This window comes from Pantoea sp. X-Soil-TKNS-1211, from assembly GCF_059730495.1.
In genome coordinates, this window is sequence record NZ_AP035954.1 from 443,504 (window position 1) to 467,241 (window position 23,738).

A 23,738-nucleotide genomic window follows, 5' to 3' on the forward strand; every position below is an offset into this window, starting at 1 on the left:
AGTTTGCGTAATCATTAGCGTAATGGAGAATTAAATTCTCATCTCTGCCATTTATTCACATCATTCCCAACCTGAGTTCATGAATCAATGCACGATCAGCGCCTGAAAGATATTGTTCCTTTTGTCGCCAGTGTCGAAAGCGGCAGCTTTGCCGCGGCGGCAGAACGCCTGCATATTACCGGTTCGGCGGTGAGCAAAAGCGTCACCCGATTGGAAGCGCGCCTCGGCTCCCGTCTGTTGGAACGCACCACACGCAGCCTGAAGCTGACCGATGCGGGCAACGCGTACTACCAAACCTGTATTCGTATTATGGAAGAACTGGCAGAGGCCGAAGCGGTACTGGCGGCACAACGCAGCATTCCGTCCGGCAAATTACGGCTGGCGGTGCCCAACACCTACGGTCGGCTGGCGGTGATGCCACTGCTGATGCCATTTTGTCGGCAACATCCTGAGCTGGAACTCAGCCTGCGTTTTTCCGATCGGATGGTCGATTTGTTCGATGAAGGGATTGATGTGGCAGTGCGTATTGGCGACACACCGAATATTCCCGCCTCGCTTGGCTGCCGCCAGATGGGGCGGGAACGTATGGTGTTTTGCGCGGCACCCGATTATCTGGCCCGCGCTGGCCGACCGAATAACACCCATGAACTGCTGCAACATCCGGCGATTTTGTACGAACGCGTTGATGGCAGCACCAAACCATGGTTGCTGCAAACCGAGGATGGTCATCCACAGTGGCGCAACATGCCGCACCGGATGGCGCTGGGGGATGTCGACGCGCAGGTGCAGGCCATTTGCGCCGGGCTGGGCGTCGGGCAGATGCCCTCTTGGCTGATACGCGAACCACTGGCACGCGGTGAGCTGGAGATTATCCTCCCGATGCATCAACCCGATGGTCTGATGCTGACGCTGGTATGGCCGCGCCGCAAGCAGTTGCTGCCGAAAGTCGATGCGCTGCTCAATGCACTCAGCCAACTGCCGATTCGTTAACGATGATTCAGACGACGCGATAAGCGATCACCGAAGAATTGCAACAGCGTGACCAACGCCACCAGCACCACAATCACCGTCAGCATCACCTGCATATCAAAGCGTTGATAACCGTAACGATACGCGAGATCCCCTAAGCCACCCGCGCCGATTGCCCCGGCCATCGCTGAGGCATTAATCATCGTCACTAAGGTAATGGTGAAGCCACTCACGATGCCAGGTCGCGCTTCTGGCAGCAACACATGCCAGACAATATGCCAGCGATGAAAGCCCATCGCCTGCGCCGCTTCGGTCAACCCTTTGTCCACTTCACGCAAACTCACCTCAGCAATACGCGCGAAAAACGGCGTAGCCGCCAGCGTGAGTGGCACCGTTGCCGCCCAAACGCCATAGGTGGTGCCGACCACCCAACGGGTGAAAGGAATCAGCGCCACCATCAGGATCAGAAACGGGATGGAGCGAAACAGGTTAACCACCCAGCCTAACAACCGGTTCAACAACGGATTGGGGAACAGATCGCCACGTCCGGTCACTACCAGGATCACCGCCATTGGTAATCCCAACGCCAGCGCAAACAACGACGACACGCCGACCATCAACAGCGTATCCAGCAACCCGGTCCATAAACGTTCAAAGCCCAGTGACATACCCTGCAATCTCCAGTTGGTCGGCAAAATGGCTTAGTGCCTGCGCACTGTCATGACGCGCATCCAGCAATAGCAACAATTGACCGGTGGCTTTGTTTTCCACCCATTCAATAGCGCTGAACAGTAAGGTTACCTCACCCGGGGCCTGGCGACTCAGCGCACCGAGATCCGGTGAAGCACCCTGCCCGGTATAACGCAGCCGTATCAACAGACGGGACTGTGCGTTTTGACGTTGCGGCGTCAGTAACGGCACAATATTTTCCGGTAGCGCCTGATGCTGTGGGTTAAGAAGCTGGCGGGTGGTTTCCTGCTGCGGATCGCTGTACACCTGCCATACCGGGCCGCGTTCAATGATTTCACCCTGATCAATGACCGCCACCTGATGACAAAGATCGTGTACCACGTCCATCTCATGGGTGATCAGCACGATGGTGATATGGCGCTGCTGATTGATTTTCTTCAACAATGCCAGAATGGCACGGGTGGTTTCCGGATCGAGTGCCGACGTTGCCTCATCGCACAGCAACAACTCCGGGTCATGCACCAGCGCGCGGGCAATGCCGACGCGCTGTTTTTGTCCCCCGGAAAGCTGGGCAGGCCACGCATGTTGACGCTGCTCAAGCCCCACCAGCGCCAACAACTCATCCACTTTGCGCTGACGCTCCCCAGCAGGCACCCCGGCAACTTTCATCGGCAATTCAATGTTTTCCCGCACCGTCTTCGCCGACAGCAAATTGAAGTGCTGAAAAATCATGCCGGTGCGGCGTCGCCACTGCACCAGCTCCCGGTCGCTAAGCGTACCAATATCAATGCCGTCAATCACCACCTGCCCGGCGCTTGGTGCTTCGAGCCGGTTAAGGCAACGGATCAAGGTCGATTTACCGGCCCCGCTACGGCCAATAATGCCGAAGATCTCGCCACGCTTAACCTGCAAATTAATGTTTTTCAACGCGTCCAGGGTCTGTCCGACATAGCGTTTACTCATACTCACAATCTGCACATGCGCCTTACCCGATCCTTCATGCGCGGGTTCCAGCAAGGCATCCTGTTCACCGGGCAACGTCAGGCTCACCATGATTACTGGCTCCAACCCGGCTGATACAGTTTGCCGTAGAAGCTGTCCAGTTTGGCGCGCACCACCGGCGAATGCTGGTAGATATCCACAAACTTCGCCAGGCGCGGATCGTCCTGATGACCATCGCGAATCACAAACTGGATGACATATTCCGGGTGCTCCAGCCCATCAAACAGCAGCGCTTGGTCCGGATCGATGGTTTTCGCCAGACGCAGATAGTGTGGATAGCCTTGTGCCAGATCGACTTCATCCAGCGAGCGCGACAGTTGCACCGCTTCCACCTCGATAATCTTCAAATCTTTCGGGTTGCTGGCAATATCATCGACGGTGGCTTTCAGCCCCACGCCAGGTTTCAGGGTGATCAACCCGGCCTTCTGCAACAGCAGCAAGCCACGCGCGCCGTTAATCGGGTCGTTAGCAATCGCCACCGTGCCGCCCTGCGGGATCTGCTCCAGCGAGGTATGTTTTTTCGAGTACAGGCCGATGTTATTGATGATGGCTGGCGCATAAGGCACCAGATGGAAGCCACCCTCTTTGTTGGCGTTCTCCAGGAACGGTTTGTGCTGGAACAGGTTAACGTCGATATCACCATTTTCCACGCTGACATTTGGCGCGGTCCAGTCGGTGAACTCCACCAGTTGCACCTCCAGTCCCTGTTTTTTCGCCTCTGCCACGGCGGTTTCCAGCGGTGGTGCAAAAGCCGCCGTGGTGCCGACTTTCAGTGGTCCACTGTAACTGGCGGCACTCGCCAGCGAGCTTACTGCCAGCAATGCGGCCGCCAGTTTTAATGAAATTTTCATGATAATTCCCTGAGGTAAATGGATTAACGAGGGTTAGCCGCAAGCCGCCAGCGTGCCGCCGGATGGCGATCAGGCAAACGATCCTGTTGCTGAAAAATCTTTTTCCGCAGTGAGCCGGGCTGGTAGGCGGTCTTGAAGCGTCCACGTTGTTGCAACTCCGGCACCACCAGATCGATAAAATCACGGTAGCTTTGCGGATTGAGGATGCGCGTCAGGTTGAAACCATCGATATCGCCCTCGTCGATCCAGTTGATCAACTGATCCGCCACCTGCGACGGATTACCGATAATCAGCGGGTAGCGGCTGCCCATTGCGTGCTGTTCCAGCAAACGCCGCCGCGTCCAGCCGCTGTAAGCCTTACTCACCGACTCAATCGCCCGCGTGTCGCCGCTGGTAATGGGCTCATCAAGATCGAAAGCGGCCAAATCCAGCCCGATCGAGCTGGAGAAATGGGCGATACCCGCTTCGGGGCTGGCGTATTCGAGGTAGCTACGATGCTTCTCCTGCGCCTCACGTTCGGTGGGAGCGACGATCACGCTGACGCCCATAAAAATGCGCAGATCATCGGCATGTCGCCCGGCATCGACTGCTGCCTGACGCAGACGCTGGCTCTGTTGCCGCATCAAGGCCGGAGAACTGGCGTTCACAAAACTGCATTCAGCGTGGCGCGCCGCGAACTGGATCCCACGCGCCGAGCTACCTGCCTGGAACAGCAACGGCGTGCGCTGCGGCGACGGGCTGCTGAGGTGGTAGCCCTGCACCTGGTAAAATTCACCCTGATGGTTGATCGGATGAATTTTCTGCGCATCGGCATACAAGCGCCGTTGGCGGTCCACCACCAGCGCATCATCCTGCCAGCTGCCTTCCCATAACTGGTAGGTCACATCAAGGAACTCATCGGCCTGATCGTAACGACGATCGTGTGCCAGCAATTCCCGTTGCCCCATAGCGCGTGCCGCGCTGTCGAGATAACCGGTGACGATATTCCAGCCGATACGCCCTGCGGTCAGATGGTCGAGAGTGGAGAGACGGCGGGCAAAAGGATACGGCGCTTCATAACTCAGGTTAGCGGTGACACCAAAGCCCAGATGCTGGGTAACGCTCGCCATCGCCGAGACCAGCATCAGCGGATCATTGACCGGCAACTGAATCGACTCGCTGGCCGTCAGATTGATACCCTGCTGATAGACGTCATACACGCCCAGAATATCGGCGATAAAAATGCCATCAAACAAGCCGCGTTCCAGCAGCCGCGCCAAATCAGTCCAGTACGCCAGCGAGTTAAAATCCACCGATTTGTCCTGCGGATGGGTCCACATGCCATGATGGATATGACCGACGCAGTTCATATTGAAGGCGTTGAGCAGGATCTGTTTTTGGCTCATATCGTCCCCCGACGCGGCGGTAACACGCCATTCAGCAGGTAGTTACCAATCGCCGGATATTTCCAGCGCACCGGATCATGCAAGGTATGGGTACGTGCATTGCGCCAGTGCCGGTCGAGGTTATGCTCGCGCAGACTGGCACGCGAACCGCCCAGTTCGAACAACAAGTTACCCGCTTCCAGCGAGACTTCCGTGGTCCAGGCGCGCGCTTTCGCCACTTCGACCGAGGCCAGCGCCACGTTTGCAGCGCTGGGGTGTTGTTGTGCAATATCCACCGCATCACCAGCCAGCGACAGCAAGGCATCTCCGGCGGATAACCGTGCCGCGAGGCGACCGGTGCGATCCAGCGTCAGCGGATCGTCAGTGGCGCGATCGACCCCGCTGTCCGGCCACGGGCGCGCACGGCGACGCAGGAAATCGAGCATGTCATTGAAGGCCGCACGGGCGATACCCTGATCGATCGCCGCATGCAATATCTGCGCGAAGGGGCCAACGGCGGTGGGCCGCTCGAACGCGGTTTGAAACGGCACCACATCATCGTCACTGACGGCGACATCAACAAACTGCACGCTGCCGCTGCCGGTGGTGCGCTGACCAAAACCACTCCAGTCATCAATCACGCTGACACCCGGCTGATGACGCGGCACAAAGACCAGTTGTTCTTTGTCGTCATCTCCGCGCGCGGCAGTAGGGATACGATCGGCAAACAACGCGCCGGTGGCATAAAACTTCGTCCCGTTAAGGCGTCCTCCGGCAACACGGGTGCTGCGCTGGTGTGCCGTCGGGGAAGTAAACTCCGCCAGCGCATTGCCCAGATGCACCCCGGCCAACACTTCTCCATAGAGCCGCTGCTGCTGTGCCGGGCTGCCGTTGACCCGCAACACTTCCAGCGCATAGAAATGGTTCTGCGGGACCTGGCCGATAGCCGCATCCGCTTCACTGAGGACGGCAACAATCTCAGCCAGCTGTGCCGAAGAGATCTCAATCCCGCCGTGCGCACGTGGCACGGTGATGGCCCCCAGACCAGCAGCGAAAAACTGCGCCAGTTCCGTATGCGGCAACTGCCGTTCACGGTCGCGCAGCGCGGCAGCGCGCCGGAATTGTTCCGCCAGCTGTTGCGCCACCGCCAGCGCCTGCTGCGCATCGTTGATGCGTGTGGCGGTTTGTTTGGGCTGAACCTGCGTCATGGTTGCTCCTTAAATCCAGGCATGGCGCGCAGGCAGCGCATCATTGAGGTAGTAATTGCCGATAGCGTGCGTCTTCCAGCGCACCGGATCATGCAGGGTATGGGTACGCGCATTGCGCCAGTGGCGATCGAGGCCATGTCGCAACAACGTGGCGCGACTCCCGCCCCATTCCAGTAGTTTCTCGCTGGCCCGCAGCGCCACCTCCGTGGTCAGTACTTTGGCTTCCGCTACCGCTATCGACGCCCGGGCGCAGTTTTCCGCGTTGAGTGACTGTTGATCGATGCTGTCCAGCACCTTTGCCGCACGTACCAACAACGCATTGGCCGCCGTCAGCTCGGTGCTGATACGCCCCACATCAGCCAGAATATAAGGATCATCCGCGTTACGGCTGACACCCGCATCCACCCAGGCACGCGAGCTGCTACGCACAAATTCCAGCGCATCATCCAGTGCGCCCTGGGCGATACCGGCGTCAATCGCGGCCTGAATCAACTGCGACACCGCGCCACGCAACGTGGGTTTCTCCGGTGCAGGCAGCGGCATAATCCATTGCGCATCAACCACCACCTGCTGTAGCCGCACCGTGCCGCTGGCGGTGGTACGTTGGCCGATACCGGACCAATCATCGACAATCTCTACGCCCACCGCAGGAAGTGGGATAAACGCCATCACCGGCTGCTGTTGATCCTGCATCGCGGTGGTTACCAGGATGTCGGCGAACAACGCCCCCGTTGAGTAGAACTTTTCTCCGCTAAGTCGCAATTCTTGTGACGTTGTCACTAATTGCGCCTGCACATCACGGGTATGGCGGGTGTTTTTCTCTGGTCCCCCGTTGCCCAGCCGCTGCCCACTGACCACCGCGCGCAACAAATGCTGCTGCTGGTCCGGCATCCCTTCACCGAGAATGAACTGAATCAGACCAAAATGATTTTGCGGTATCTGCCCGAGCGAGGGATCGCTGGCGGAAATCAGCCGGAAAACTTCAGCTACCGTCTGAAATGACAATCCGCCACCGCCAAACTGACGCGGCACGCTGATACTGCCCAATCCGAGCCTGCTAAATTGATCAAGGAGTTCGCGCGGATAAATCCGTTGTTGATCGCGCTCCACCGCCTCAACTTTTGCCTGTTCCGCCAGATGGCGTGCAGCGGCAATCGCGTCAGCATCATGAGTTAACACCGCCGCAGCGGGATTATTTTTGCCAAGAGTTTGTGTCATGGTTTATTTCACAATAGAAATAACAGATTGGCAGGGATAATAATCAGGCGCTCTGAAACAAGTAAATAGCGGGGTTATGCTATATCTGCACAAGGTATTTTGTTATTCAGATAAATATATACGGATAATGAAAGCACGCTGAAAGAAGGTATTTCAGTATGGTCATTTTCCTAAGAATAAATATGGTAATCGAATGTTATTTTATAAATAAGGGACATTAAGAACGCGCGATAAATCGCGCCGCTACCCCCCACGCAAACGTTGCAGCGCGATTTATTGCGCGTCTTTTAGTCGCTAACACTGTCACTCCCGACACAGCAATTGTCCGGCGCAACAAAGCCGGACTCTCACGTCTGCTTTAGCTTGTTCACCAACACTTTCTCTGCGAGGTAAGCGCACGATGAACGACCTGCACTACAAAAGTTTATTGGAAATTGGCCGCCTGATTCAGTCACGTGACATCACCTCGGTTGAGGTCACCCGCGCCCTGCTGGCGCGTATTGATACGCTGGATCAGCAACTGCACAGCTATTTTTACGTGATGCGTGATAGCGCGCTGCAACAGGCGGCTGAAGCGGATCGTGAAATCGCCAGTGGCACGATTCGCGGCCCTCTGCACGGGGTGCCGATTGCCCTGAAAGACCTGATCTGGACCAAAGATGCGCCGACTACCCACGGGATGATCATTCATAAAGATCACTACCCAGCTGAAGACTCGACGGTGGTGGAACGCTTCCGTGCGGCAGGCGCGGTGATCCTCGGCAAACTGGCGCAAACCGAAAGCGCCTTCGCCGATCACCACCCGGAGATTACCCGTCCGTCGAATCCGTGGGGCAGCACATTGTGGACCGGGGTCTCCTCCAGCGGCTCCGGTGTCGCCACTGCGGCGGGCCTGTGTTATGGGGCTATCGGCACCGATACCGGCGGTTCGATCCGCTTTCCCTCCAACGCCAACGGCCTGACCGGCATCAAACCCAGCTGGAGCCGCGTCACCCGACACGGTGCCTGTGAACTGGCGGCGTCGCTCGATCATATCGGTCCGATGGCGCGTTCCGCCGCCGATGCCGCCGCTATGTTACAGGCGATTGCCGGACGTGACGAGAAAGACCCCACTTCCAGCAGCGAGCCAGTGCCGGATTATCTGGCGTTGATGACGCGCGGCGTCAGTAAGCTGCGCATCGGCCTTGATAAAGCCTGGGCACTGGACAAAGTCGATGATGACACTCGTACCGCGTTGCAATCAGCGATTGCCACCCTGAGTGAGCTGGGTGCCGCCTTTGTTGATATCACCATGCCGGACACCGAGAAAGCCGCCGAGGAGTGGAGCGCGTTATGTGCCGTTGAAACCGCGTTGGCACATGAAGCGACTTATCCGGCACAGAAAGAACAATACGGACCGGGGCTGGCGGGTTTACTGGATCTCGGCCACAGCGTCACGGCGCTGGAGTATCAGCGCCTGTTGCTGAGCCGTGCGGCGCTGCGTGGTGATCTTTCCGCCCTGTTTAGCAACGTCGATTTAGTGCTGGCACCGGCCACTGCGTTTGCCGGGCTAACCTGGGACACCATGACCCGTTTTGGTACTGATCAGGCACTGTTTAACGGCGTGCTGCGCTACACCAGTGCATTCGACGCCAGCGGCCACCCCACCATTACGCTGCCCTGTGGTATGACGGCGGCAGGTGCACCGATCGGCTTGCAGCTGGTGGCGGCGCACTTTGCTGAAGCCACCATGATACAGGGAGCCTGGGCTTACCAGCAGGTGACCGACTGGCATAAAAGACACCCGACGCTGTAAGGTTCTTCCACTGGCCGCTGCGGCGGCCTTTTTGTTGCTTTCATGGCCCAATAATTGCTTTATTTTTTCCACTTCCGCCCTTTTCTCCATGTTGAGGGAACGTTGTCATGAAAGAAAATTTCACCACCGATAACCTGGAAAACCGCCATCGCTTTGATGCCTGGCGTGACGCGGTTTGTTCGCGTTTAATCAAAGCCGAAGCACGCCAAACCCACGCCGGTGAGTTCTCCGGCAGCTTCGGTTACTCGATGCTGGGACATGTGGATATCGCCAATCATATCTCGCGTACCGCGCTGGTGTGGCAACGCACGCAGGAGTGTATTCGACGCCATCCCAATCATGATTTCTATCTGGGGTATATCTGCGCCGGTTCCGGCACCTTAAGCCAGAATGACAACCATTCCCGTGTCAGCGCTGGCGATGTAGTGATTTATGATGCCGCCACGCCATTTGATTTTGCCATGGATAACGTCGCCATCAATATCGTACATCTGCCGCGACAGATGATTGAAAAGGATGCACCGGCCATCACCCGACTGGCAGGCAAAACGCTGGATCTCAGCCGTCCGGGCATGACCTCGCTTAAGCAGATGCTCACCGAAGCCTTTGCCTTTAACGCCGAGCGCGAAAATGCGTTTCTGACGGAGCAGTTTGCCAACACGCTGCTGAACATGATTGCCGTCAGCCTGAATTTGCAGAAAAGCGATGCCGCGTTAAAACCCGATCTCTTCTCACGCATGGTGAACTATCTGCGGCAACATCTGCACCAACATGAACTGTCGGTAGCGCAGATTGCCAACGCCCATCATGTTTCCCCGCGCACCGTCAGTCGGGTATTCGCCGCGCATGGCACCACGCCGATGAATTTTGTCTGGCAGGAGCGTTTGTTGGCGAGCCACAAAGCGTTGGCCGAAGGCAAAGCGCGCAATATCACCCAGGTGGCGATGGACCACGGCTTTAGCGATATGTCGCACTTCAGTCTCGCGTTCCGCAAAGCCTTTGGTTACACCCCCAGCAGCCTGATCCGCCAGCCGCAGAGCTGACTATTTTTGCAAGCTGTTGATCACCCGCTCAGCGGTATATTCCAGGCTGCTGCGGGTGTTCATCGCTTCGCTGCGCATAAAGCGGTACGCCCCGGACTCATCCAACCCATATTCCCGCATCAGTATGCCTTTGGCCTGGGTCAGACGTTCGCTTTTGGCCTTTATCCGCTGCCGGACATGCTGGCGCGTGAGTTGCAACGTGCCGAGGATCTGCACAATCAACGCAAAGGGATGCAACGTGCGTGCGGCGATGGCGGTCGGTTGCAGTTCAATTAATAGCGGAAACAGGCGCGCATTTTGCCCATCGGCCAGCGCAATCACCGGGATATTGGCCTGCTGCCAGGCACGGAATAGCGGTTGCAGGGCCTGCTGATAATGAGGTTCAACCGCCACCATCACCAGTTGGACGTCACCGGGTGCCTGCGCCGGCAGCGGCCAGCTGTGTTGCGCGTGACAGCCAAGTTGTGTCAGCGCAGCACAGAAGGCCCGCGCGCTCTGCACATCAGGATGGAAAAGATGCAGCCGGACGCCCGCCAGCGTCGCCAGTAAGGATTGCTCAGTCATGCTTCACCCTGGGTTATGGAGTGTGAAGCATTACACTAAGCAACCTGAGTCACGCCTGCTTTGTTAAGGCGGTCGGGAATTGTGTCGGGTGGGACAAATGCACGATCCGTAACCGTCAGGCATGAAAACCTAAAAACTGTTCGGCGATACTGGCACTGGAGGTAGTTTGCGGATCGATGTGGTGAATAATCTCACCTTTTTCAATCACATGAATCTGATCTGACAACGCATAGAGAAACTCAATATCCTGCTCCACCAGGATGATGGAGATATCCATCTCTTGCCTGAGTCGCTGCAAAGTCTCAATAATCTCCTCACAGATATTGGGTTGAATCCCCTCAGTGGGTTCATCCAGCAACACCAGTTGCGGCTGACCACATAAACAACGCGCCAACGCCAGTAACTGCTGTTCACCACCGGACAGGGATCCACCCGGTTGCGCCAGCAGACGTTTCAGGCGCGGGAAGATCTCCAGCATCTGCTCAATAATCTGTCCGGCGCGGGAAAAGTGTTTTACGCAGCCCATGCGCAGGTTCTCTTCCACCGTCAGCAGCGGGAAGATTTGCCGTCCCTGCGGCACAAAACCGATCCCCGCCGCCGCGCGCTGATGGGCCTGATACGCAGTGATATCGATGCCGTTCAGCGCAATGCGGCCCTGCCAGGCAGGCAGTTCGCCCATGATGGTGCGCAGCAGCGTGGTTTTGCCCATGCCGTTCCGTCCCAGCACGCCGGTAAAGGATTTTGCGCCGACAAACAGTTCTGACAGATGCAGCACCGGAATTTTGTTATATCCCGAGACCATCTCTTTAATTTCAAGCATGTTTAATCTCCACGTTGCCGAGATAGGCCTCTTTGACCAATGGGTTGCTGGTCACTTCACGGAAGCTCCCCTCCGCCAGCACCGCCCCCTGATTAAACACCGTCACTTGCTGCGCAATCATACTGATGAACTCCATATCGTGTTCCACCACCACCACGGTACTTTGCTGGTTGATGGCCCTGATTAACTCAGCAGTTTTGCGTACTTCGTGGTGCGTCATCCCGGCGGCAGGTTCATCCAGCAGCACCAGTTGCGGGCGTGAAATCAGGATCATCCCCAGTTCCACCCACTGTCGCTGACCGTGCGCCAGTTCGGATAAGGTGGCGTCGGCAAGCGACACCAGACCGATATCGTGCAATACCTGGTCAATCGCGGCAGGCAGCGCCGATTTTGCCATTTTATTCGCCGCCGCCTGCCACAGATTTTCACGCACGCTTAAGCCTTCAAATACGCTGGGCACCTGCGTTTTGATACCAATGCCAAGACGCGCGATCTCCCACGGGCGCAACCCGGAAATCACCCGACCACGATAACGACATTCGCCACGACTGGGTGTCACCTGACCACTCAGCATTTTAAAGAAGGTACTTTTACCCGCACCGTTCGGACCAATCAGGCAGCGCAACTCGCCCTCGTGCAGGGTGAAATCCACCTCTTTCACCGCATGGACGCCGCCAAAACTGACGCCCATTTTTTGAGTTTGTAACAGAACCGGTGCGCTCATTGTTTCACCTCACTCACCTGCGGCGTGGCTGTTTGCGCCGTCGGCTGACGTTTACGCCGCCACAGACGTTGCAACGTGGGCAGGAGACCGCCGGGGATCAGCAACACGAAGACCGCCAGAATCACTCCCAGCACCAAATTGACATCCACCGTCTGCTGCGCGCCAAGACGGGTGACCATCCATTGCAACAGAATGCAGCTGATCACCGGTCCGATCAGCGTGCCACGCCCACCGACAATCACCCAGATAATGATCTGCGCCGACTGGCTGATGCTGAACACGCCAGGACTGACAAACGCTCCCCAGTTGACGTACAAACAACCCGCCAGCCCGGCAATCGCCGCACCGATGGCGAAAGTCGCCAGTTTATGCGCCGGGACGTTATAGCCCAGTAAACCCGCCCGCTGTTCATTCTCGCGAATCGCCACCACCGTTTTGCCAAAACGGCTGAGTAAGGTGAATTTCAGCAGGACGTAGCACAGCGCCAGACAGCCCGCTGTCACCATAAAGATCGCTTCTGGTGATAAAACCGCATCGGGCTGGAACGGCAGATTCAGGGGTGGCACCGACGGAATACCGTTGAAGCCCCCCAGTAACGCCTGGCCGATGTGGTATTCGCTGCCCGCCGTGGAATTCACCCAGTTAAACAGCACCAGACTCACCGCCAGGGTGATGGCACCGAGATAGACATCACTAACGCCACCGTAAAAGATCACATAGCCCAGCAACAGTGAGAACAACGTCGGCAGCAGCACCGCCAGCACCACCGCCCAGGTGGAATCCCCCCAGTTGATGGCACAGATGGCGTAGGTATAAGCACCCAGACCGAAAAACGCTGCCTGACCAAAGCACAGAATGCCGCCGTACCCCCAGATAAACGCCAGGCTGAGCGACAGCAGCCCCATCACCAGAAACACCGTCACCGACAGCAGCGTATACAGTTCCAGCGCCCCGGAGAGCCAGAACGCCACCAGCATCACCACCAGCGCGACACCGATGATTTGCACCCGTTCAGAAAACAGTTTCATCACAGCGACCTCCTGAAAAAGCGTCCGGTGATGCCCTGCGGCAACAACCGCAGCAGCACAATCGCGCTCAACAACAGCGCCACCGCGCCAAACACCGGCGTCCACGCATAGGTCGCCAGTTGCGAGATGGTGCCGAACAGGGTGGAGGATGAGAGCGTACCGGCGATGATAGCGCTACCGCCGCCAATCACCGTGATAAACGCCTTGGCAATAAAACTGATGCCGATAGTGGGGATCACTCCGGTGATCGGTGCCAGCAACGCACCGCCGAGTCCCGAAAGCGCTGCACCCAACCCGAACGTCAGGCTGTAGATTTTGCCGGGATTGGTGCCGAGTGCCGCCGCCATGCGCGCATTCTGCATGGTGGCACGCGCACACAACCCGAGGGTGGTGTAGCGCAACAGCAACCACAATGCCCCCACCAGGCACAACGCAAACAGGATGGTAAACAGTGAATAACCGCTGGTGCTGTAGCTGCCGACGGTTACGCTGGGCAGCGGCGAACTGATGCCCAGCGTGGTGTTGCCAAACAGCATCGTCGCGGCCCCGATCAGTGCCAGACTCAGCCCCCAGGTGGCCAGCATGGTGTCAATCATCCGGCCATAGAGGTGACGGATAATCACGCGCTCAATCACGATGCCAAACACGCCCACCACCAGCGGGGCAATCACCAGCATGGCAATCCAGATCGGCACCCCGAGATGGTTGGTGGCGAGAATCGCGCTGTAGCCGCCAAGCATCATAAATTCGCCGTGCGCCATATTGACGATTTTCATCATGCCAAACACCACCGCCAGCCCGAGGCTCATGATAATCAGCACCGCGATAGCATTGAGTACCTCAATGCCGTAGATAATCAACAGATCCATAGTGGCTCCTGTTACAGCTCGATTTGATACTGTTTGGTGTCGCGCGGATTTTTCTTCAGATCGCACACCATCGCGGTATCGCTCGGTGCCTGATCGGTGAAGGTTTCCAGAATCTTCATCTGATGGTTTTCCACTTCGGCGATATGCACATCCAGCCGACAGTGATGAGTGGCAGGGTCGACCGTGACTTTGCCGCTCGGTGAAGTCACGCTGATGCCTGATTCCAGCGCTTCAATCACCTTCATCCGGTCAATATCCCCGGCTTTGCGCACCCCTTCCGCCCACACCAGCATGCTCTGATAGGCTCCCATTGCCAGATCGCTGATATTAGGCGTGTTGGCACCGTATTTAGCATGGAACTTCTGCACAAACGCCTGGTTTTCCGGGGTGGCAATCTCCTGCATATAGTTGGCCGCCACCAGGATGCCGTTGCTCTCCTCTGGTGACAGGATGATATGTTCATTACCGCCGCCGAATACCGTTGAGGCAATCGGAATCTTGCCGCTCATACCCGCGGCATGCCATTGGCGATAGAAGGAAATGTGCGCGCCGCCCACCAGCGCCGACCACACCATATCCGGTTTGGCGCCCTGGATTTTCGAGATGGCGGCACCGAAGTCGGTGACATCAAGCGGGAAGAACTCCACCGCCATCACTTCGCCACCGTTATCGTGTACCGACTTTTTCACCCAGGCAGAGACGATTTGGCCATAGTTGTAATCGGCAGCCAGCACATAGACTTTTTTGCCCCATTTTTTCATCGCATAAGGCACCAGTTTTTCCACGGTTTGTGCCGGGGTGGAACCGGTGGAAAAGTAGTTACGGTCGCACACGCCACCCTCATATTGGGTCGGGTAGAAATACAGCGTGCGGAAGCGGTCCAGCACCGGACGGATCACTTCGCGCGAGGCGGACGTGATCCCGGCGTGCACCACGGCGACCTTATCTTTTAACGCCGCCTGTTGCGCGTATTGCGCATACAGTTGCATGTTGGATTGGGCATCATAATTAATCATCTGTAACGGGCGGCCCAGTAAGCCGCCTGCGGCGTTGATTTCATCTGCCGCCAGATTGATGGCGTTGGACATCGGTTTACCGTAGATATCCAAACCACCGGAAAGATCGAGAATGGTCGCCACTTTGATGGCGTCCTTATTATCCGCCGCAAAACTGATTTTCGGTGCAACACCCGCAGCCAGACCTAATGCCGATAATGCTGATCCCTGAAGAAATGAACGACGACTAATAGCCATAGCACCCTCTTAAAGAAGTGATGAGTAAGAAAGAATGGATTCGGATAGGGTGAAACCAGCAGCTGGCAGACAACGCTGTCTGCATAAAAAGATGTGATTGCCACAACGCTGGGGCAATAAGAATAATCAAGCAATAAGCGGGCCAGATTTAACCGTTCCAGCCAGGCGCAGAATATTCGCGGATTAACCCCTCCAGTGAGATCTGCGGTGCACTTTTTCGCAGCATTCAGCACCACAAGATTGCACTCATCTGTAGCGGCGCGATTTATCGCGCAATTCTTTCCAATACCCGCCCGCCACAACATGGTTTAATGACGCCACTCTTACTGACGCGGGATGCGTATTTACCTATGTTGCAGTTTTCAAATGGTTTTCTGCTGAGTTTGTCGTTGTGCCTTGATATCGGTCTGGCGAATATCGCCATGATCACCCTGGCGATGCAGCGCGGTTATTTCCACGGTTTCTGGCTGGGGATGGGCACCTGCATTGGCGATTTAATCTACGCGCTGCTGGCGCTGGCGGGCATGGCGGTAGTGCTGCAATTCGCCGCTGTACGCTGGGTGCTGTGGATTGGCGGCGGCGCGCTGCTGATTTGGTTTGCGGTGAAAATGTTGCTGGCCGCATACCATTCCGTCACCGCCATCAATATGTCAGAACAGCAACCGCAACGTTCGCTGCTGCGTGAGTTCAGCCGGGGTGTGATGCTGGCGATGTCATCGCCTACCGCTATTCTATGGTTTGCCAGCGTCGGCGGTGCGCTGATTTCACGTATGGGCCACGGCAATGCCGCAGCAACGTCGTGGTTCCTCAGCGGCTTCTTTATTGCCGGAGTGTTCTGGACTTGCGTGTTGTGCCTGGTGGGCAGCATGGGCGGGAAACTACTGGGCCAGCGCCTGCTGAAATATTCCTATCTCGCCTCAGCCCTGATCTTCTGTTACTTCGCGATTTACGTTATCGGTTCCGGCTATCGCGAATTTATTCTTAGCTGATGCGCATAATGATGGGGCGTGGTGCCCATCACTTTGCGGAAGGCATTAATAAAATGGCTTTGGTCGTAAAAGCCGAGTTGCAGCGCGGCATCCTGTGCATGTACCCCACGGCGCAGCAAGTCGCGCGCATGATGCAACCGCAGCTGCATATGATATTGCAGCGGTGGCATGCCAGCCAGTTGAGTGAAGCGGCGCACCAGGTGGTACTTACTCAGCCCCACCTGCTGCGCCAGCGTTGCCAGTTGCGGTTTGCTGCTCAGGTTGGCGCGCAGATACTCTCTGACCTGCACCATCAGTTGTGCATCCCCCTGCTGGCGACTGGCTGAATCATCCAGCAATTCGCCACACAGCCACATCAGTTGTTGTTCCTGCAACCCTTCATCGGGCTGACGCGTCGCCGCAGCATAATCGCAGATGGCGGCGAACAGCGGCGCGTGATGGAATGCCCCTTCGCGCAGCGCAGGCGCACCGGCCAGCATTGCCTGCGGCAGATGCACGCTAATAAAACTCACCGGTTCCACACTGAACTGTGATGCCTGAACAGAAGCCGGGTTGTACACCGTCACCTGCCCGGCCAACGCCTGATGTGACTTGCCATCCAGCCAGATTTCCTCGCGACCGCTCAGGTTGGCACAAACCACGTATTCATCGTGCAGATGGCGTGGAAAAGCACTGTCGCTGGCGGTGACGCGCGAACATTCAATACCGTTATGAGCAAACCATTCAGAGGCAGACAGCGGCACAAGAACCATCCGGTTACAGAGAAAGTGCTTTATAACAGCATCGTCAGCCCAGAATTACAACCCGGCGATACGTTTCAAATCCGCTTCCGCGCCAGGGGCCACCGCCAACACCTGTGCCCCTTTCAACAACCGCTCGCCTTCGGTATTGAACGGGTGATACCAGCCGCCCGCCTCTTGCACCAGGCAATACCCGGCGAGGCAATCCCAGGCGTGCATATAGGGTTCGTAATACCCCACCACACGACCTGCCGCCACCCACGCCAGCATCAGCGCCCCCGATCCAATGCGGATAAAGTTACCGCCTGCCGCCAGCAACGCAGCAAGTATTTCGCCGACCTTTTCCGGGCTGACATAGCTGTTAGCACCAAAACCAGTAACGTGGTTTTGTAGCGTGCGTGAGGGGTCAACCTGCAAACGCTTGCCGTTGAGTGTCGCCCCCTGCCCCAGCGCCGCCACGTAGCACTCCTGATAGGTCGGGGCAAAAATCACCCCAATCACCGGCACCCCGTGGTGCAGCACCGCCACCGAGACACACCAGTTCGGCATGCCGTTGAGGAACGGGCTGGTGCCGTCAATTGGGTCCACCACCCAGGTATAGCCGGAGCTGCCCGCCTGCAAGCCATACTCTTCTCCGAGAAAGCCGTCGTCAGCAAAATGTTCGCGAATACGCTGCCCGATCATCTGTTCCACTTCGCGGTCAGCGCGTGACACCACGTCCTGCAAATCGTGTTTGGTTTCCACCACCAGGCTGTCACGCTGTTCAAACCAATGCAGCGCTGCCGCACCGCCTGCGCGCGCCACGTCTTCTGCCAGCGCCAGCCGTGCCAGCAGGGCGTTATTTTCCACGTTACTCATGGTTGATCCTTGTTATCCGGCAATCAGGGCAAGCCCCTGGGGTTTAAAATCAATCGCCACCGAGGTCGCCAGCGGGTGCTGTTGTTCCATCTGCGCATCGACGATAAATAGCGCACCTAATTCGGTCGCCACCTCATATTCGATGTGGTCGCCCAGCCAGGTGCTATGCGTCACTTCACCGCGCAGCGCGCCACCGTTCTGCTGGCACAGCGTGATAAATTGCGGGCGTACCGAGAGCTGCGCACTGCCGGTTTTGGCGGCAGTGTGGCGCACGCGATAACGCTGGCTGCCAAGACGCACCAGCGCCTCGTTGCCTTCCACCTGCTCCACTTCGCACGGCAAAATATTCGCTTCCCCCATAAAGTCAGCGATAAACACCGAGTTGGGCGTCAGGTAGAGGCTTTCCGGCGCGCCCTGCTGAGCAATATCCCCTTCTTTCATGACAATAATTTTATCGGACACCGCCAGCGCTTCTTCCTGATCATGGGTGACATACACCGCCGTGAATCCAAGGCGTTGTTGCAGATCGCGAATATCGGTACGCACCCGACGCCGCAGGCGTTCATCAAGGTTCGACAGCGGTTCGTCGAGCAGCAGGACCTGTGGTTCCAGCACCAACGCGCGCGCCACCGCGATACGCTGCTGCTGACCGCCCGACAGTTCCGACGGCAGGCGCCCCCCCTGATGTTCCAGCCCCACCAGTTTCAGCCCGTTACGCGCGCGGTCCTGCGCCTCGCGCTTGCTGATACCTGACGACAGCAGGCCATACATAATGTTGTCGAGCGCGCTCATATGCGGAAACAATGCATACGACTGAAACACCATCGCCACATCACGTTCGTTGGCCGGCAGATGGGTGACATCTTTGCCGCCAATCAGAATCCGCCCGGAGCTGGGATGTTCCAGCCCCGCCAGCAGACGTAGCGTCGTGGTTTTGCCACAGCCGGAGGGACCGAGTAGCGTCACCAGGCTGCCGGGTTCTACGGTCAGCGACAGATCCGGCAACGCAGTAAATCCGGCGAAGCGTTTCGAGACGTGTTCAAACACCACGGAACCTGTGTTCATACAACACCTTCCTGAGTTAATGAGGGAGCAGCAGGCGGCGTGGCCACCTCTACCGGACGCGCCACACGGCGCAGACGACGTTCACCCACCAGCCACTGGAACACGCCGATGATCAGCAACATCACCACAATCAAAACCGTTGAATAGGCGATCGCCACGCCGTACTCACCATTCTCCACCAACCCGACAATGTACGAGGTCGCCATGTTGTATTGTGCGGAGACGAGGAAGATCACCGCGCTGATGGAGGTGATGGCACGCACGAAGGCGTACACCAGCGCCGCACTGATCGCCGGTTTCAGCAGCGGCAGCACCACTTTGCGCAGCGTGCGGAAGCTGTTGGCCCCCAGCGTCAACGAGGCTTCATCGAGACTTTTATCCAGTTGGCTCATCGCTGCGATACCGCCGCGCACGCCCACCGGCATATTACGGAACACAAAGCAGGCAATCAGGATCATCGCGGTGCCAGTGATCTCCAGCGGTGGCAGGTTGTAGGCCATCACGTAGCTGACACCGATCACCGTGCCGGGAATGGCGAAGCTGAGCATCAGCAGAAACTCGAAGGTCTGCCGCCCGGTAAACTTCTGACGCACAATCAACCAGGCGGTAAGCAGGCCGACTATTGCCGTCAACGGTGCGGCAATCAACGCGATCTCCAGCGTGGTCCAGAAGGAGTTCCACGCCACCCCGCTCCACAGCAGATGACCGTCCGTAAAGGTGATGCGGAACGCGCGGATGTAATGTTCCAGCGTCAGCGTATCGTTCAGCCCCCACGACTGCACGAAGCCGCCAACCAGGATCATGCCGTAGATCACCAGCGTAAACAGACCCCAGGGTAGCACCATGCCGTAAACACCAAAGCGCAGCGTACGCGGAAGCTGGCCGTGGTTGCCACCATCGCCTTTGCCAGTCACGGTGGCGAAGTTTTTCCCGCCCAGCCACAGGCGTTGCAGGATGAAGGCGGCCAACGTGAAACACAGCAGAATCATCGCCAATACCGCCGCGCGGCTGGGATCGTTCTGCGCTCCGACTACCGAGAAGAAGATTTCCGTCGACAACACGCCGTGGCTGCCGCCCAGCACCATCGGATTGCCGAAATCGGCCATGCTTTCGATAAAGCTGATCAGGAAGGCGTTCGCCAGGCCGGGCGCCATCAACGGGAGCGAAATACGGGTGAAAGTACGCCAGCGGTCAGCGCGCAGGGTTTGCGATGCTTCCTCCAGCGACGGGCTGACGCCCTCCACCACCCCGATCAACACCAGAAACGCGATGGGGGTGAACGACAATACCTGGGCGATCCAGATACCGGTGAGTCCGTAGAGCCAACGGCCCGGTTCGATGCCAAACAACGCCGCCAGATGCTCCGTGACCACACCGGAGCGGCCAAACAGCAGAATCAGCGCCAGGCCGATGACAAACGGCGGCGTGATGATCGGCAGGATGGTCAGCATGCGCAGCGCTTTTTTCATCGGCAGCGGCGTACGTGTCGCGGCCAACGCAAAAGCCAGCCCCAGCAGCGTCGCACCGCTGGCGGTCATCAGCGCCAGCCATAAGGTGCGCCACGCCGTGCCACAGGTGCCGCCGCTCAGGCAGCCGAAGCTCCAGATGGAGGGATCCTGGATATTGCTGATTAAACCATTGGGGTTAAAGCTGCCGTCGACGTCTTGCACCGAGACCACAAACATACTCAGCACCGGATAAAGCACAAACACGCTGACCAGTGCCGTCAGCAACACCAGCGCGGCGACCACAAAGGCGTCACCTTTCAACACCCCGCGCTCGGCCAGGGCGAAGGAAAACAGCAGCAGAAAGGTGGTCAGCATCAGCAACGCGCCTGCACCCATCGCCGGTTGTCCTTGCTCCAGCGCACCAAACTGGTTTTCCAGCCACAGCCAGCTCCAGCCACTGTAGCCGATAGCGTGACCTTCCATAATCAGAAACAACACGCCGAGAGCGCTGAACAGCAGCAGCAAATGACTACGGATGCCGCCCGGTTGCATCAAGCCGCAGGAGGCGCACAGCAAATAAAGCGCGACTGCCACCGCCAGCCACGGGTGTTGAAAAACCATCATCTGCCATAGCGCCGGGGCATTGGCCCCATCGCTCCACAGCGAAAGGATCCAGCCACCGGAAAAGAAACCGCTTTCGAGGCTGTACCAGGGGAGCAGCGTCAGGGCTAGCGCACCGGCAAGCAACGCGCCGACTAAACGACGATTGTTCGCATTCATAAATCACCTCGACCTGAAAATTCAGGCTGAAGCGGACATCAGGCCAGAGCCACCGCATCTCAGCATGGATGTTACTGCGCGCTGGCACCGATCTCTTTGTCCCAACGGCTAAGCAGCGCTTTGCGTTTGGCGGAGTCGCCGTAGGTTTTGAAGTCGTAATCGATCAGTTTGATGTTTTCGAAACGCGGCGCGTATTCAGAGATTTCTGCGTTGCGATTGGACGGCAGTTGGAAGGATTTAGCTTCTTTCATATGCGATTGCGCCTCAGCACTCAGCGCCCAGTCGTACCAGACTTTGGCGTTCGCCAGGTTGCGTGCACCTTTGACAATCGACATCGAACCGATTTCATAACCAGTACCTTCGCAAGGGGCGACGGTTTTGATCGGGAAGCCATCCACCTGCATCGCCACCGCATCATGCATAAACACAATGCCAACCGTAGTTTCACCACGCGCGGCGGCTTTCACCGGCGCAGAACCCGATTTGGTGTATTGCGAGATATTGGCGTTGAGTTTTTTCAGGTAGTCGAACGCCTGATCCTCACCCATGATTTGCACCAGCGTCGCCAGCGTGTTGTAGGCGGTGCCGGAGGAATTTGGGTTGGCGATCTGGATCTCCCCTTTGAATGCCGGATTGAGTAAATCTTTCCAGCAAGTCGGGGCGGGCAGTTTTTTATCCGCCAGCAATTTGGTGTTGTAACCCCAGCCGAGTGCGCCCGCATAAATACCGACGGTACGATAACCGGAGTTCTCCGCCTGCTTCTGCGCCCACGGCTGTTGCTGGTCCAGCAGCGGCGATTTATAGACCTGCGTTAACCTCTCATCGGCGGCCTGCATATGGGGATCGCCCGTACCCGCCCACCAGATATCGGTGCGCGGATTGCGTGCTTCACTGCGGATGCGGGCGTAGGCTTCGCCCGCTGAAAGCCGCACCATATTCACCTGAATATCCGGGTGCGCCTGGCTGAAAATGCGCGTCATATGTTCGCACACCACCACATCAGCGGAGCAGATCATATTGAGATTACCCGCCGCAGCGGCGGTGAACGGCAGTGCAGTGCAACAGACGGATAGTGCGACGTACAGAGGGGTGTAGCGCATGATGTTCTCCTTGGTTTGCAGGGTGGTGCTTCACTGGCACCTTGTTTTTTGCACATGTGTGCAAATTTGTAGAGAACATAAAATAACCTGTCAATCGCCTTGCTGAGCAATTGACAGGGCGTGTCACAAAATTGAAACAATTATGATGTGAATCATTTTGCACACCTTTGCAAAATCGGGCAGACTGCTTTGCAACCAGTTAAGGGCGGGAGGTTAGCGATGCAAAACGAGAAAACGGTGGTCAGCGCGCAGGATGTGGCGGATCGCGCCGGGGTCTCCCGCTCGGCGGTGTCCCGTGCTTTTACGCCCGGAGCCAGCGTCTCTGCCACCACCCGTGCTCGGGTGATGAAAGCCGCTGAAGAGTTGGGTTATCACGTGAATCACCTGGCACGCGGCCTGGTGCGTAACCGCAGCGGAATCGTCTGCCTGATCGTCTCTGAACTTGCCACGCCCTATCGTGCCAGTCTGGTGCGCTGGTTAACCCAGTTTTTGCAGGAAGCGGGCAAAGTGGCGATGTTGATTAATACCGACCGTTCCGACAATAGCGTCTCTGGCGCGTTGCAACAGGCGATTAATTTCCGCGCGGATGCTTCGATCATCTTGTCGGGCATGCCCGACAGCGCGATTACCCGTCAATGTTATAAACACGGTCAGCGCATCATCTTGATTAACCGGGATGAGGCAGTGCCCGGTTCGTTATGCATCAATCTGGATTCTGCGGCCGCTGCCGCAACGGCGGTGATGGCATTTGCCCGCGCCGGGTGTCGCCGCCTGGCGTTTGCCAACTCGCTGGCCGGGACACCCAGCCTGATGAAACGCGAGAGTGATTTTCTTACCGCCGCGCAGGCTGCCGGGCTGCCGGTGATCGTTGAGCGCTTCGGCACCACCTCGTATGAAAGCGGCCAGATTCTGGCACATCGCCTGTTGACGCGTCATCAGCGTCCGGACGCGGTATTTTGTGTTACCGACCTGGTGGCCTGTGGCTTTATGGATGAGGCACGCCATCGTTTTGGCTTACGCGTACCACAAGATCTGTGCCTGATCGGTTTCGATAATATTGCGCAGGCGGGCTGGTCTTCGTACCACCTCACCACCTTTGCCCAGCCGGTGGAACAATTTGCCCGCGATGCGGTGGACTGGTTGATGCAGGCAGAACGTGAGGAGGTTCAGGACATTCAGCAGCACGACACCCGCCTGTATCAGGCGAATGTCGTGTGGCGCGGATCGGTGCGTGGGGGCTAAAGTTACGCCAGCGAATACATCTCGTCGATTATTTTATTGATCGGTTGCCCATTCGATAATTTAAAGATTTCAATCCTGGATAAGAAACTCTGCGCATTGTATTTGTGTTGTAACCCTG

General features: G+C 57.2%; 22 protein-coding genes. 5 read left to right on the forward strand and 17 right to left on the reverse strand.

Features of this window, described 5'->3' with window-relative positions; translation table 11 throughout:
• Positions 1–87 precede the first annotated feature (87 nt).
• Positions 88–990 carry a LysR family transcriptional regulator gene (locus AC6I8W_RS22445; protein ID WP_497838331.1) on the forward strand — a complete coding sequence of 301 codons (903 nt, stop codon included), beginning with the start codon at positions 88–90 and terminating at the stop codon, positions 988–990.
• Here AC6I8W_RS22445 and AC6I8W_RS22450 read toward each other — a convergent pair.
• From AC6I8W_RS22450 to AC6I8W_RS22475, 6 genes are read right to left on the reverse strand one after another with little or no spacing between them, the layout of a single operon-like run.
• Entirely contained in the window at positions 987–1,637 is a 651-nt protein-coding gene (locus tag AC6I8W_RS22450; protein ID WP_208726411.1) for a methionine ABC transporter permease, read from the reverse strand. The two genes, AC6I8W_RS22445 and AC6I8W_RS22450, sit on opposite strands and share 4 nt — an antisense overlap.
• Positions 1,621–2,712, reverse strand: coding sequence for a methionine ABC transporter ATP-binding protein (locus tag AC6I8W_RS22455; RefSeq protein ID WP_497838332.1), 1,092 nt, complete (start codon positions 2,710–2,712; stop codon positions 1,621–1,623). Before AC6I8W_RS22455 ends, AC6I8W_RS22450 begins: the two co-directional genes overlap by 17 nt.
• Positions 2,713–2,714: 2 nt before the next feature.
• Positions 2,715–3,512 (reverse strand): MetQ/NlpA family ABC transporter substrate-binding protein, encoded by a 798-nt coding sequence (locus AC6I8W_RS22460; RefSeq protein WP_497838333.1) that lies wholly within the window; start codon positions 3,510–3,512, stop codon positions 2,715–2,717.
• Positions 3,513–3,535: 23 nt separating this feature from the next.
• Positions 3,536–4,897, reverse strand: coding sequence for an LLM class flavin-dependent oxidoreductase (locus tag AC6I8W_RS22465; RefSeq protein WP_497838334.1), 1,362 nt, complete (start codon positions 4,895–4,897; stop codon positions 3,536–3,538).
• Entirely contained in the window at positions 4,894–6,084 is a 1,191-nt protein-coding gene (locus AC6I8W_RS22470; RefSeq protein ID WP_497838335.1) for an SfnB family sulfur acquisition oxidoreductase, read from the reverse strand. Before AC6I8W_RS22470 ends, AC6I8W_RS22465 begins: the two co-directional genes overlap by 4 nt.
• A 9-nt stretch (positions 6,085–6,093) precedes the next feature.
• A complete protein-coding gene (locus AC6I8W_RS22475; protein ID WP_497838336.1) occupies positions 6,094–7,302 on the reverse strand; it encodes an SfnB family sulfur acquisition oxidoreductase in 1,209 nt (402 codons plus the stop codon).
• A gap of 400 nt (positions 7,303–7,702) precedes the next feature.
• Here AC6I8W_RS22475 and AC6I8W_RS22480 point away from each other — a divergent pair, with 400 nt between their 5' ends.
• Positions 7,703–9,097: an amidase gene (locus tag AC6I8W_RS22480; protein WP_497838337.1), complete on the forward strand. Its 1,395-nt coding sequence runs from the start codon at positions 7,703–7,705 to the stop codon at positions 9,095–9,097.
• Positions 9,098–9,204: 107 nt separating this feature from the next.
• Positions 9,205–10,140 carry a helix-turn-helix domain-containing protein gene (locus AC6I8W_RS22485; RefSeq protein WP_497838338.1) on the forward strand — a complete coding sequence of 312 codons (936 nt, stop codon included), beginning with the start codon at positions 9,205–9,207 and terminating at the stop codon, positions 10,138–10,140.
• On the opposite strand, the gene AC6I8W_RS22490 is transcribed toward AC6I8W_RS22485, so the two are convergent.
• From AC6I8W_RS22490 to AC6I8W_RS22515, 6 genes are all read right to left on the reverse strand, one after another.
• Positions 10,141–10,704, reverse strand: coding sequence for an ANTAR domain-containing response regulator (locus tag AC6I8W_RS22490; protein WP_497838339.1), 564 nt, complete (start codon positions 10,702–10,704; stop codon positions 10,141–10,143). It lies immediately after the preceding gene.
• A 115-nt stretch (positions 10,705–10,819) separates the two neighbouring features.
• The gene (locus tag AC6I8W_RS22495) at positions 10,820–11,524 is read right to left on the reverse strand and encodes an ABC transporter ATP-binding protein (protein ID WP_497838340.1); all 705 of its coding nucleotides are present in this window, start codon (positions 11,522–11,524) and stop codon (positions 10,820–10,822) included.
• On the reverse strand, positions 11,517–12,248 hold the full coding sequence (locus AC6I8W_RS22500; RefSeq protein ID WP_497838341.1) for an ATP-binding cassette domain-containing protein: 732 nt from the start codon (positions 12,246–12,248) through the stop codon (positions 11,517–11,519). Before AC6I8W_RS22500 ends, AC6I8W_RS22495 begins: the two co-directional genes overlap by 8 nt.
• The gene (locus AC6I8W_RS22505) at positions 12,245–13,276 is read right to left on the reverse strand and encodes a branched-chain amino acid ABC transporter permease (protein ID WP_497838342.1); all 1,032 of its coding nucleotides are present in this window, start codon (positions 13,274–13,276) and stop codon (positions 12,245–12,247) included. The genes AC6I8W_RS22500 and AC6I8W_RS22505 overlap by 4 nt, the downstream gene beginning before the upstream one ends.
• Positions 13,276–14,145 (reverse strand): branched-chain amino acid ABC transporter permease, encoded by an 870-nt coding sequence (locus AC6I8W_RS22510; RefSeq protein ID WP_497838343.1) that lies wholly within the window; start codon positions 14,143–14,145, stop codon positions 13,276–13,278. The genes AC6I8W_RS22505 and AC6I8W_RS22510 overlap by 1 nt, the downstream gene beginning before the upstream one ends.
• Positions 14,146–14,156: 11 nt before the next feature.
• Positions 14,157–15,398, reverse strand: coding sequence for an urea ABC transporter substrate-binding protein (locus tag AC6I8W_RS22515; RefSeq protein ID WP_497838344.1), 1,242 nt, complete (start codon positions 15,396–15,398; stop codon positions 14,157–14,159).
• Positions 15,399–15,748: 350 nt separating this feature from the next.
• Here AC6I8W_RS22515 and AC6I8W_RS22520 point away from each other — a divergent pair, with 350 nt between their 5' ends.
• Positions 15,749–16,387, forward strand: a complete 639-nt coding sequence (locus AC6I8W_RS22520; protein ID WP_497838345.1) for a LysE family transporter — start codon at positions 15,749–15,751, stop codon at positions 16,385–16,387.
• Here AC6I8W_RS22520 and AC6I8W_RS22525 read toward each other — a convergent pair.
• The 5 genes from AC6I8W_RS22525 to AC6I8W_RS22545 form a co-directional block, all read right to left on the reverse strand.
• Positions 16,363–17,130, reverse strand: a complete 768-nt coding sequence (locus AC6I8W_RS22525) for a helix-turn-helix transcriptional regulator (RefSeq protein WP_497838346.1) — start codon at positions 17,128–17,130, stop codon at positions 16,363–16,365. The two genes, AC6I8W_RS22520 and AC6I8W_RS22525, sit on opposite strands and share 25 nt — an antisense overlap.
• A 54-nt stretch (positions 17,131–17,184) precedes the next feature.
• Entirely contained in the window at positions 17,185–17,985 is an 801-nt protein-coding gene (locus tag AC6I8W_RS22530) for an inositol monophosphatase family protein (RefSeq protein ID WP_497838347.1), read from the reverse strand.
• A gap of 12 nt (positions 17,986–17,997) precedes the next feature.
• A complete protein-coding gene (locus tag AC6I8W_RS22535) occupies positions 17,998–19,050 on the reverse strand; it encodes an ABC transporter ATP-binding protein (RefSeq protein ID WP_497838348.1) in 1,053 nt (350 codons plus the stop codon).
• Positions 19,047–21,278, reverse strand: a complete 2,232-nt coding sequence (locus AC6I8W_RS22540) for an ABC transporter permease (protein WP_497838349.1) — start codon at positions 21,276–21,278, stop codon at positions 19,047–19,049. Before AC6I8W_RS22540 ends, AC6I8W_RS22535 begins: the two co-directional genes overlap by 4 nt.
• Positions 21,279–21,349: 71 nt before the next feature.
• Positions 21,350–22,378 carry an ABC transporter substrate-binding protein gene (locus AC6I8W_RS22545; RefSeq protein ID WP_497838350.1) on the reverse strand — a complete coding sequence of 343 codons (1,029 nt, stop codon included), beginning with the start codon at positions 22,376–22,378 and terminating at the stop codon, positions 21,350–21,352.
• A 219-nt stretch (positions 22,379–22,597) separates the two neighbouring features.
• On the opposite strand from AC6I8W_RS22545, the gene AC6I8W_RS22550 reads away from it, so the two are divergent.
• Positions 22,598–23,620 (forward strand): LacI family DNA-binding transcriptional regulator, encoded by a 1,023-nt coding sequence (locus AC6I8W_RS22550; protein ID WP_497838351.1) that lies wholly within the window; start codon positions 22,598–22,600, stop codon positions 23,618–23,620.
• The last annotated feature ends 118 nt before the right edge of the window (positions 23,621–23,738 follow it).

What these genes read in the sequence shown, in the direction of transcription:
- AC6I8W_RS22445 (WP_497838331.1), top strand. Translation starts at nt 88, where the DNA reads ATGCACGATCAGCGCCTGAAAGATATTGTTCCTTTTGTCGCCAGTGTC.
- AC6I8W_RS22495 (WP_497838340.1), bottom strand. Translation starts at nt 11,524, where the DNA reads ATGCTTGAAATTAAAGAGATGGTCTCGGGATATAACAAAATTCCGGTG.
- AC6I8W_RS22530 (WP_497838347.1), bottom strand. Translation starts at nt 17,985, where the DNA reads ATGAGTAACGTGGAAAATAACGCCCTGCTGGCACGGCTGGCGCTGGCA.
- AC6I8W_RS22535 (WP_497838348.1), bottom strand. Translation starts at nt 19,050, where the DNA reads ATGAACACAGGTTCCGTGGTGTTTGAACACGTCTCGAAACGCTTCGCC.
- AC6I8W_RS22500 (WP_497838341.1), bottom strand. Translation starts at nt 12,248, where the DNA reads ATGAGCGCACCGGTTCTGTTACAAACTCAAAAAATGGGCGTCAGTTTT.
- AC6I8W_RS22465 (WP_497838334.1), bottom strand. Translation starts at nt 4,897, where the DNA reads ATGAGCCAAAAACAGATCCTGCTCAACGCCTTCAATATGAACTGCGTC.
- AC6I8W_RS22475 (WP_497838336.1), bottom strand. Translation starts at nt 7,302, where the DNA reads ATGACACAAACTCTTGGCAAAAATAATCCCGCTGCGGCGGTGTTAACT.
- AC6I8W_RS22485 (WP_497838338.1), top strand. Translation starts at nt 9,205, where the DNA reads ATGAAAGAAAATTTCACCACCGATAACCTGGAAAACCGCCATCGCTTT.
- AC6I8W_RS22550 (WP_497838351.1), top strand. Translation starts at nt 22,598, where the DNA reads ATGCAAAACGAGAAAACGGTGGTCAGCGCGCAGGATGTGGCGGATCGC.
- AC6I8W_RS22460 (WP_497838333.1), bottom strand. Translation starts at nt 3,512, where the DNA reads ATGAAAATTTCATTAAAACTGGCGGCCGCATTGCTGGCAGTAAGCTCG.
- AC6I8W_RS22480 (WP_497838337.1), top strand. Translation starts at nt 7,703, where the DNA reads ATGAACGACCTGCACTACAAAAGTTTATTGGAAATTGGCCGCCTGATT.
- AC6I8W_RS22545 (WP_497838350.1), bottom strand. Translation starts at nt 22,378, where the DNA reads ATGCGCTACACCCCTCTGTACGTCGCACTATCCGTCTGTTGCACTGCA.
- AC6I8W_RS22470 (WP_497838335.1), bottom strand. Translation starts at nt 6,084, where the DNA reads ATGACGCAGGTTCAGCCCAAACAAACCGCCACACGCATCAACGATGCG.
- AC6I8W_RS22455 (WP_497838332.1), bottom strand. Translation starts at nt 2,712, where the DNA reads ATGGTGAGCCTGACGTTGCCCGGTGAACAGGATGCCTTGCTGGAACCC.
- AC6I8W_RS22510 (WP_497838343.1), bottom strand. Translation starts at nt 14,145, where the DNA reads ATGGATCTGTTGATTATCTACGGCATTGAGGTACTCAATGCTATCGCG.
- AC6I8W_RS22520 (WP_497838345.1), top strand. Translation starts at nt 15,749, where the DNA reads ATGTTGCAGTTTTCAAATGGTTTTCTGCTGAGTTTGTCGTTGTGCCTT.
- AC6I8W_RS22515 (WP_497838344.1), bottom strand. Translation starts at nt 15,398, where the DNA reads ATGGCTATTAGTCGTCGTTCATTTCTTCAGGGATCAGCATTATCGGCA.
- AC6I8W_RS22490 (WP_497838339.1), bottom strand. Translation starts at nt 10,704, where the DNA reads ATGACTGAGCAATCCTTACTGGCGACGCTGGCGGGCGTCCGGCTGCAT.
- AC6I8W_RS22540 (WP_497838349.1), bottom strand. Translation starts at nt 21,278, where the DNA reads ATGAATGCGAACAATCGTCGTTTAGTCGGCGCGTTGCTTGCCGGTGCG.
- AC6I8W_RS22505 (WP_497838342.1), bottom strand. Translation starts at nt 13,276, where the DNA reads ATGAAACTGTTTTCTGAACGGGTGCAAATCATCGGTGTCGCGCTGGTG.
- AC6I8W_RS22450 (WP_208726411.1), bottom strand. Translation starts at nt 1,637, where the DNA reads ATGTCACTGGGCTTTGAACGTTTATGGACCGGGTTGCTGGATACGCTG.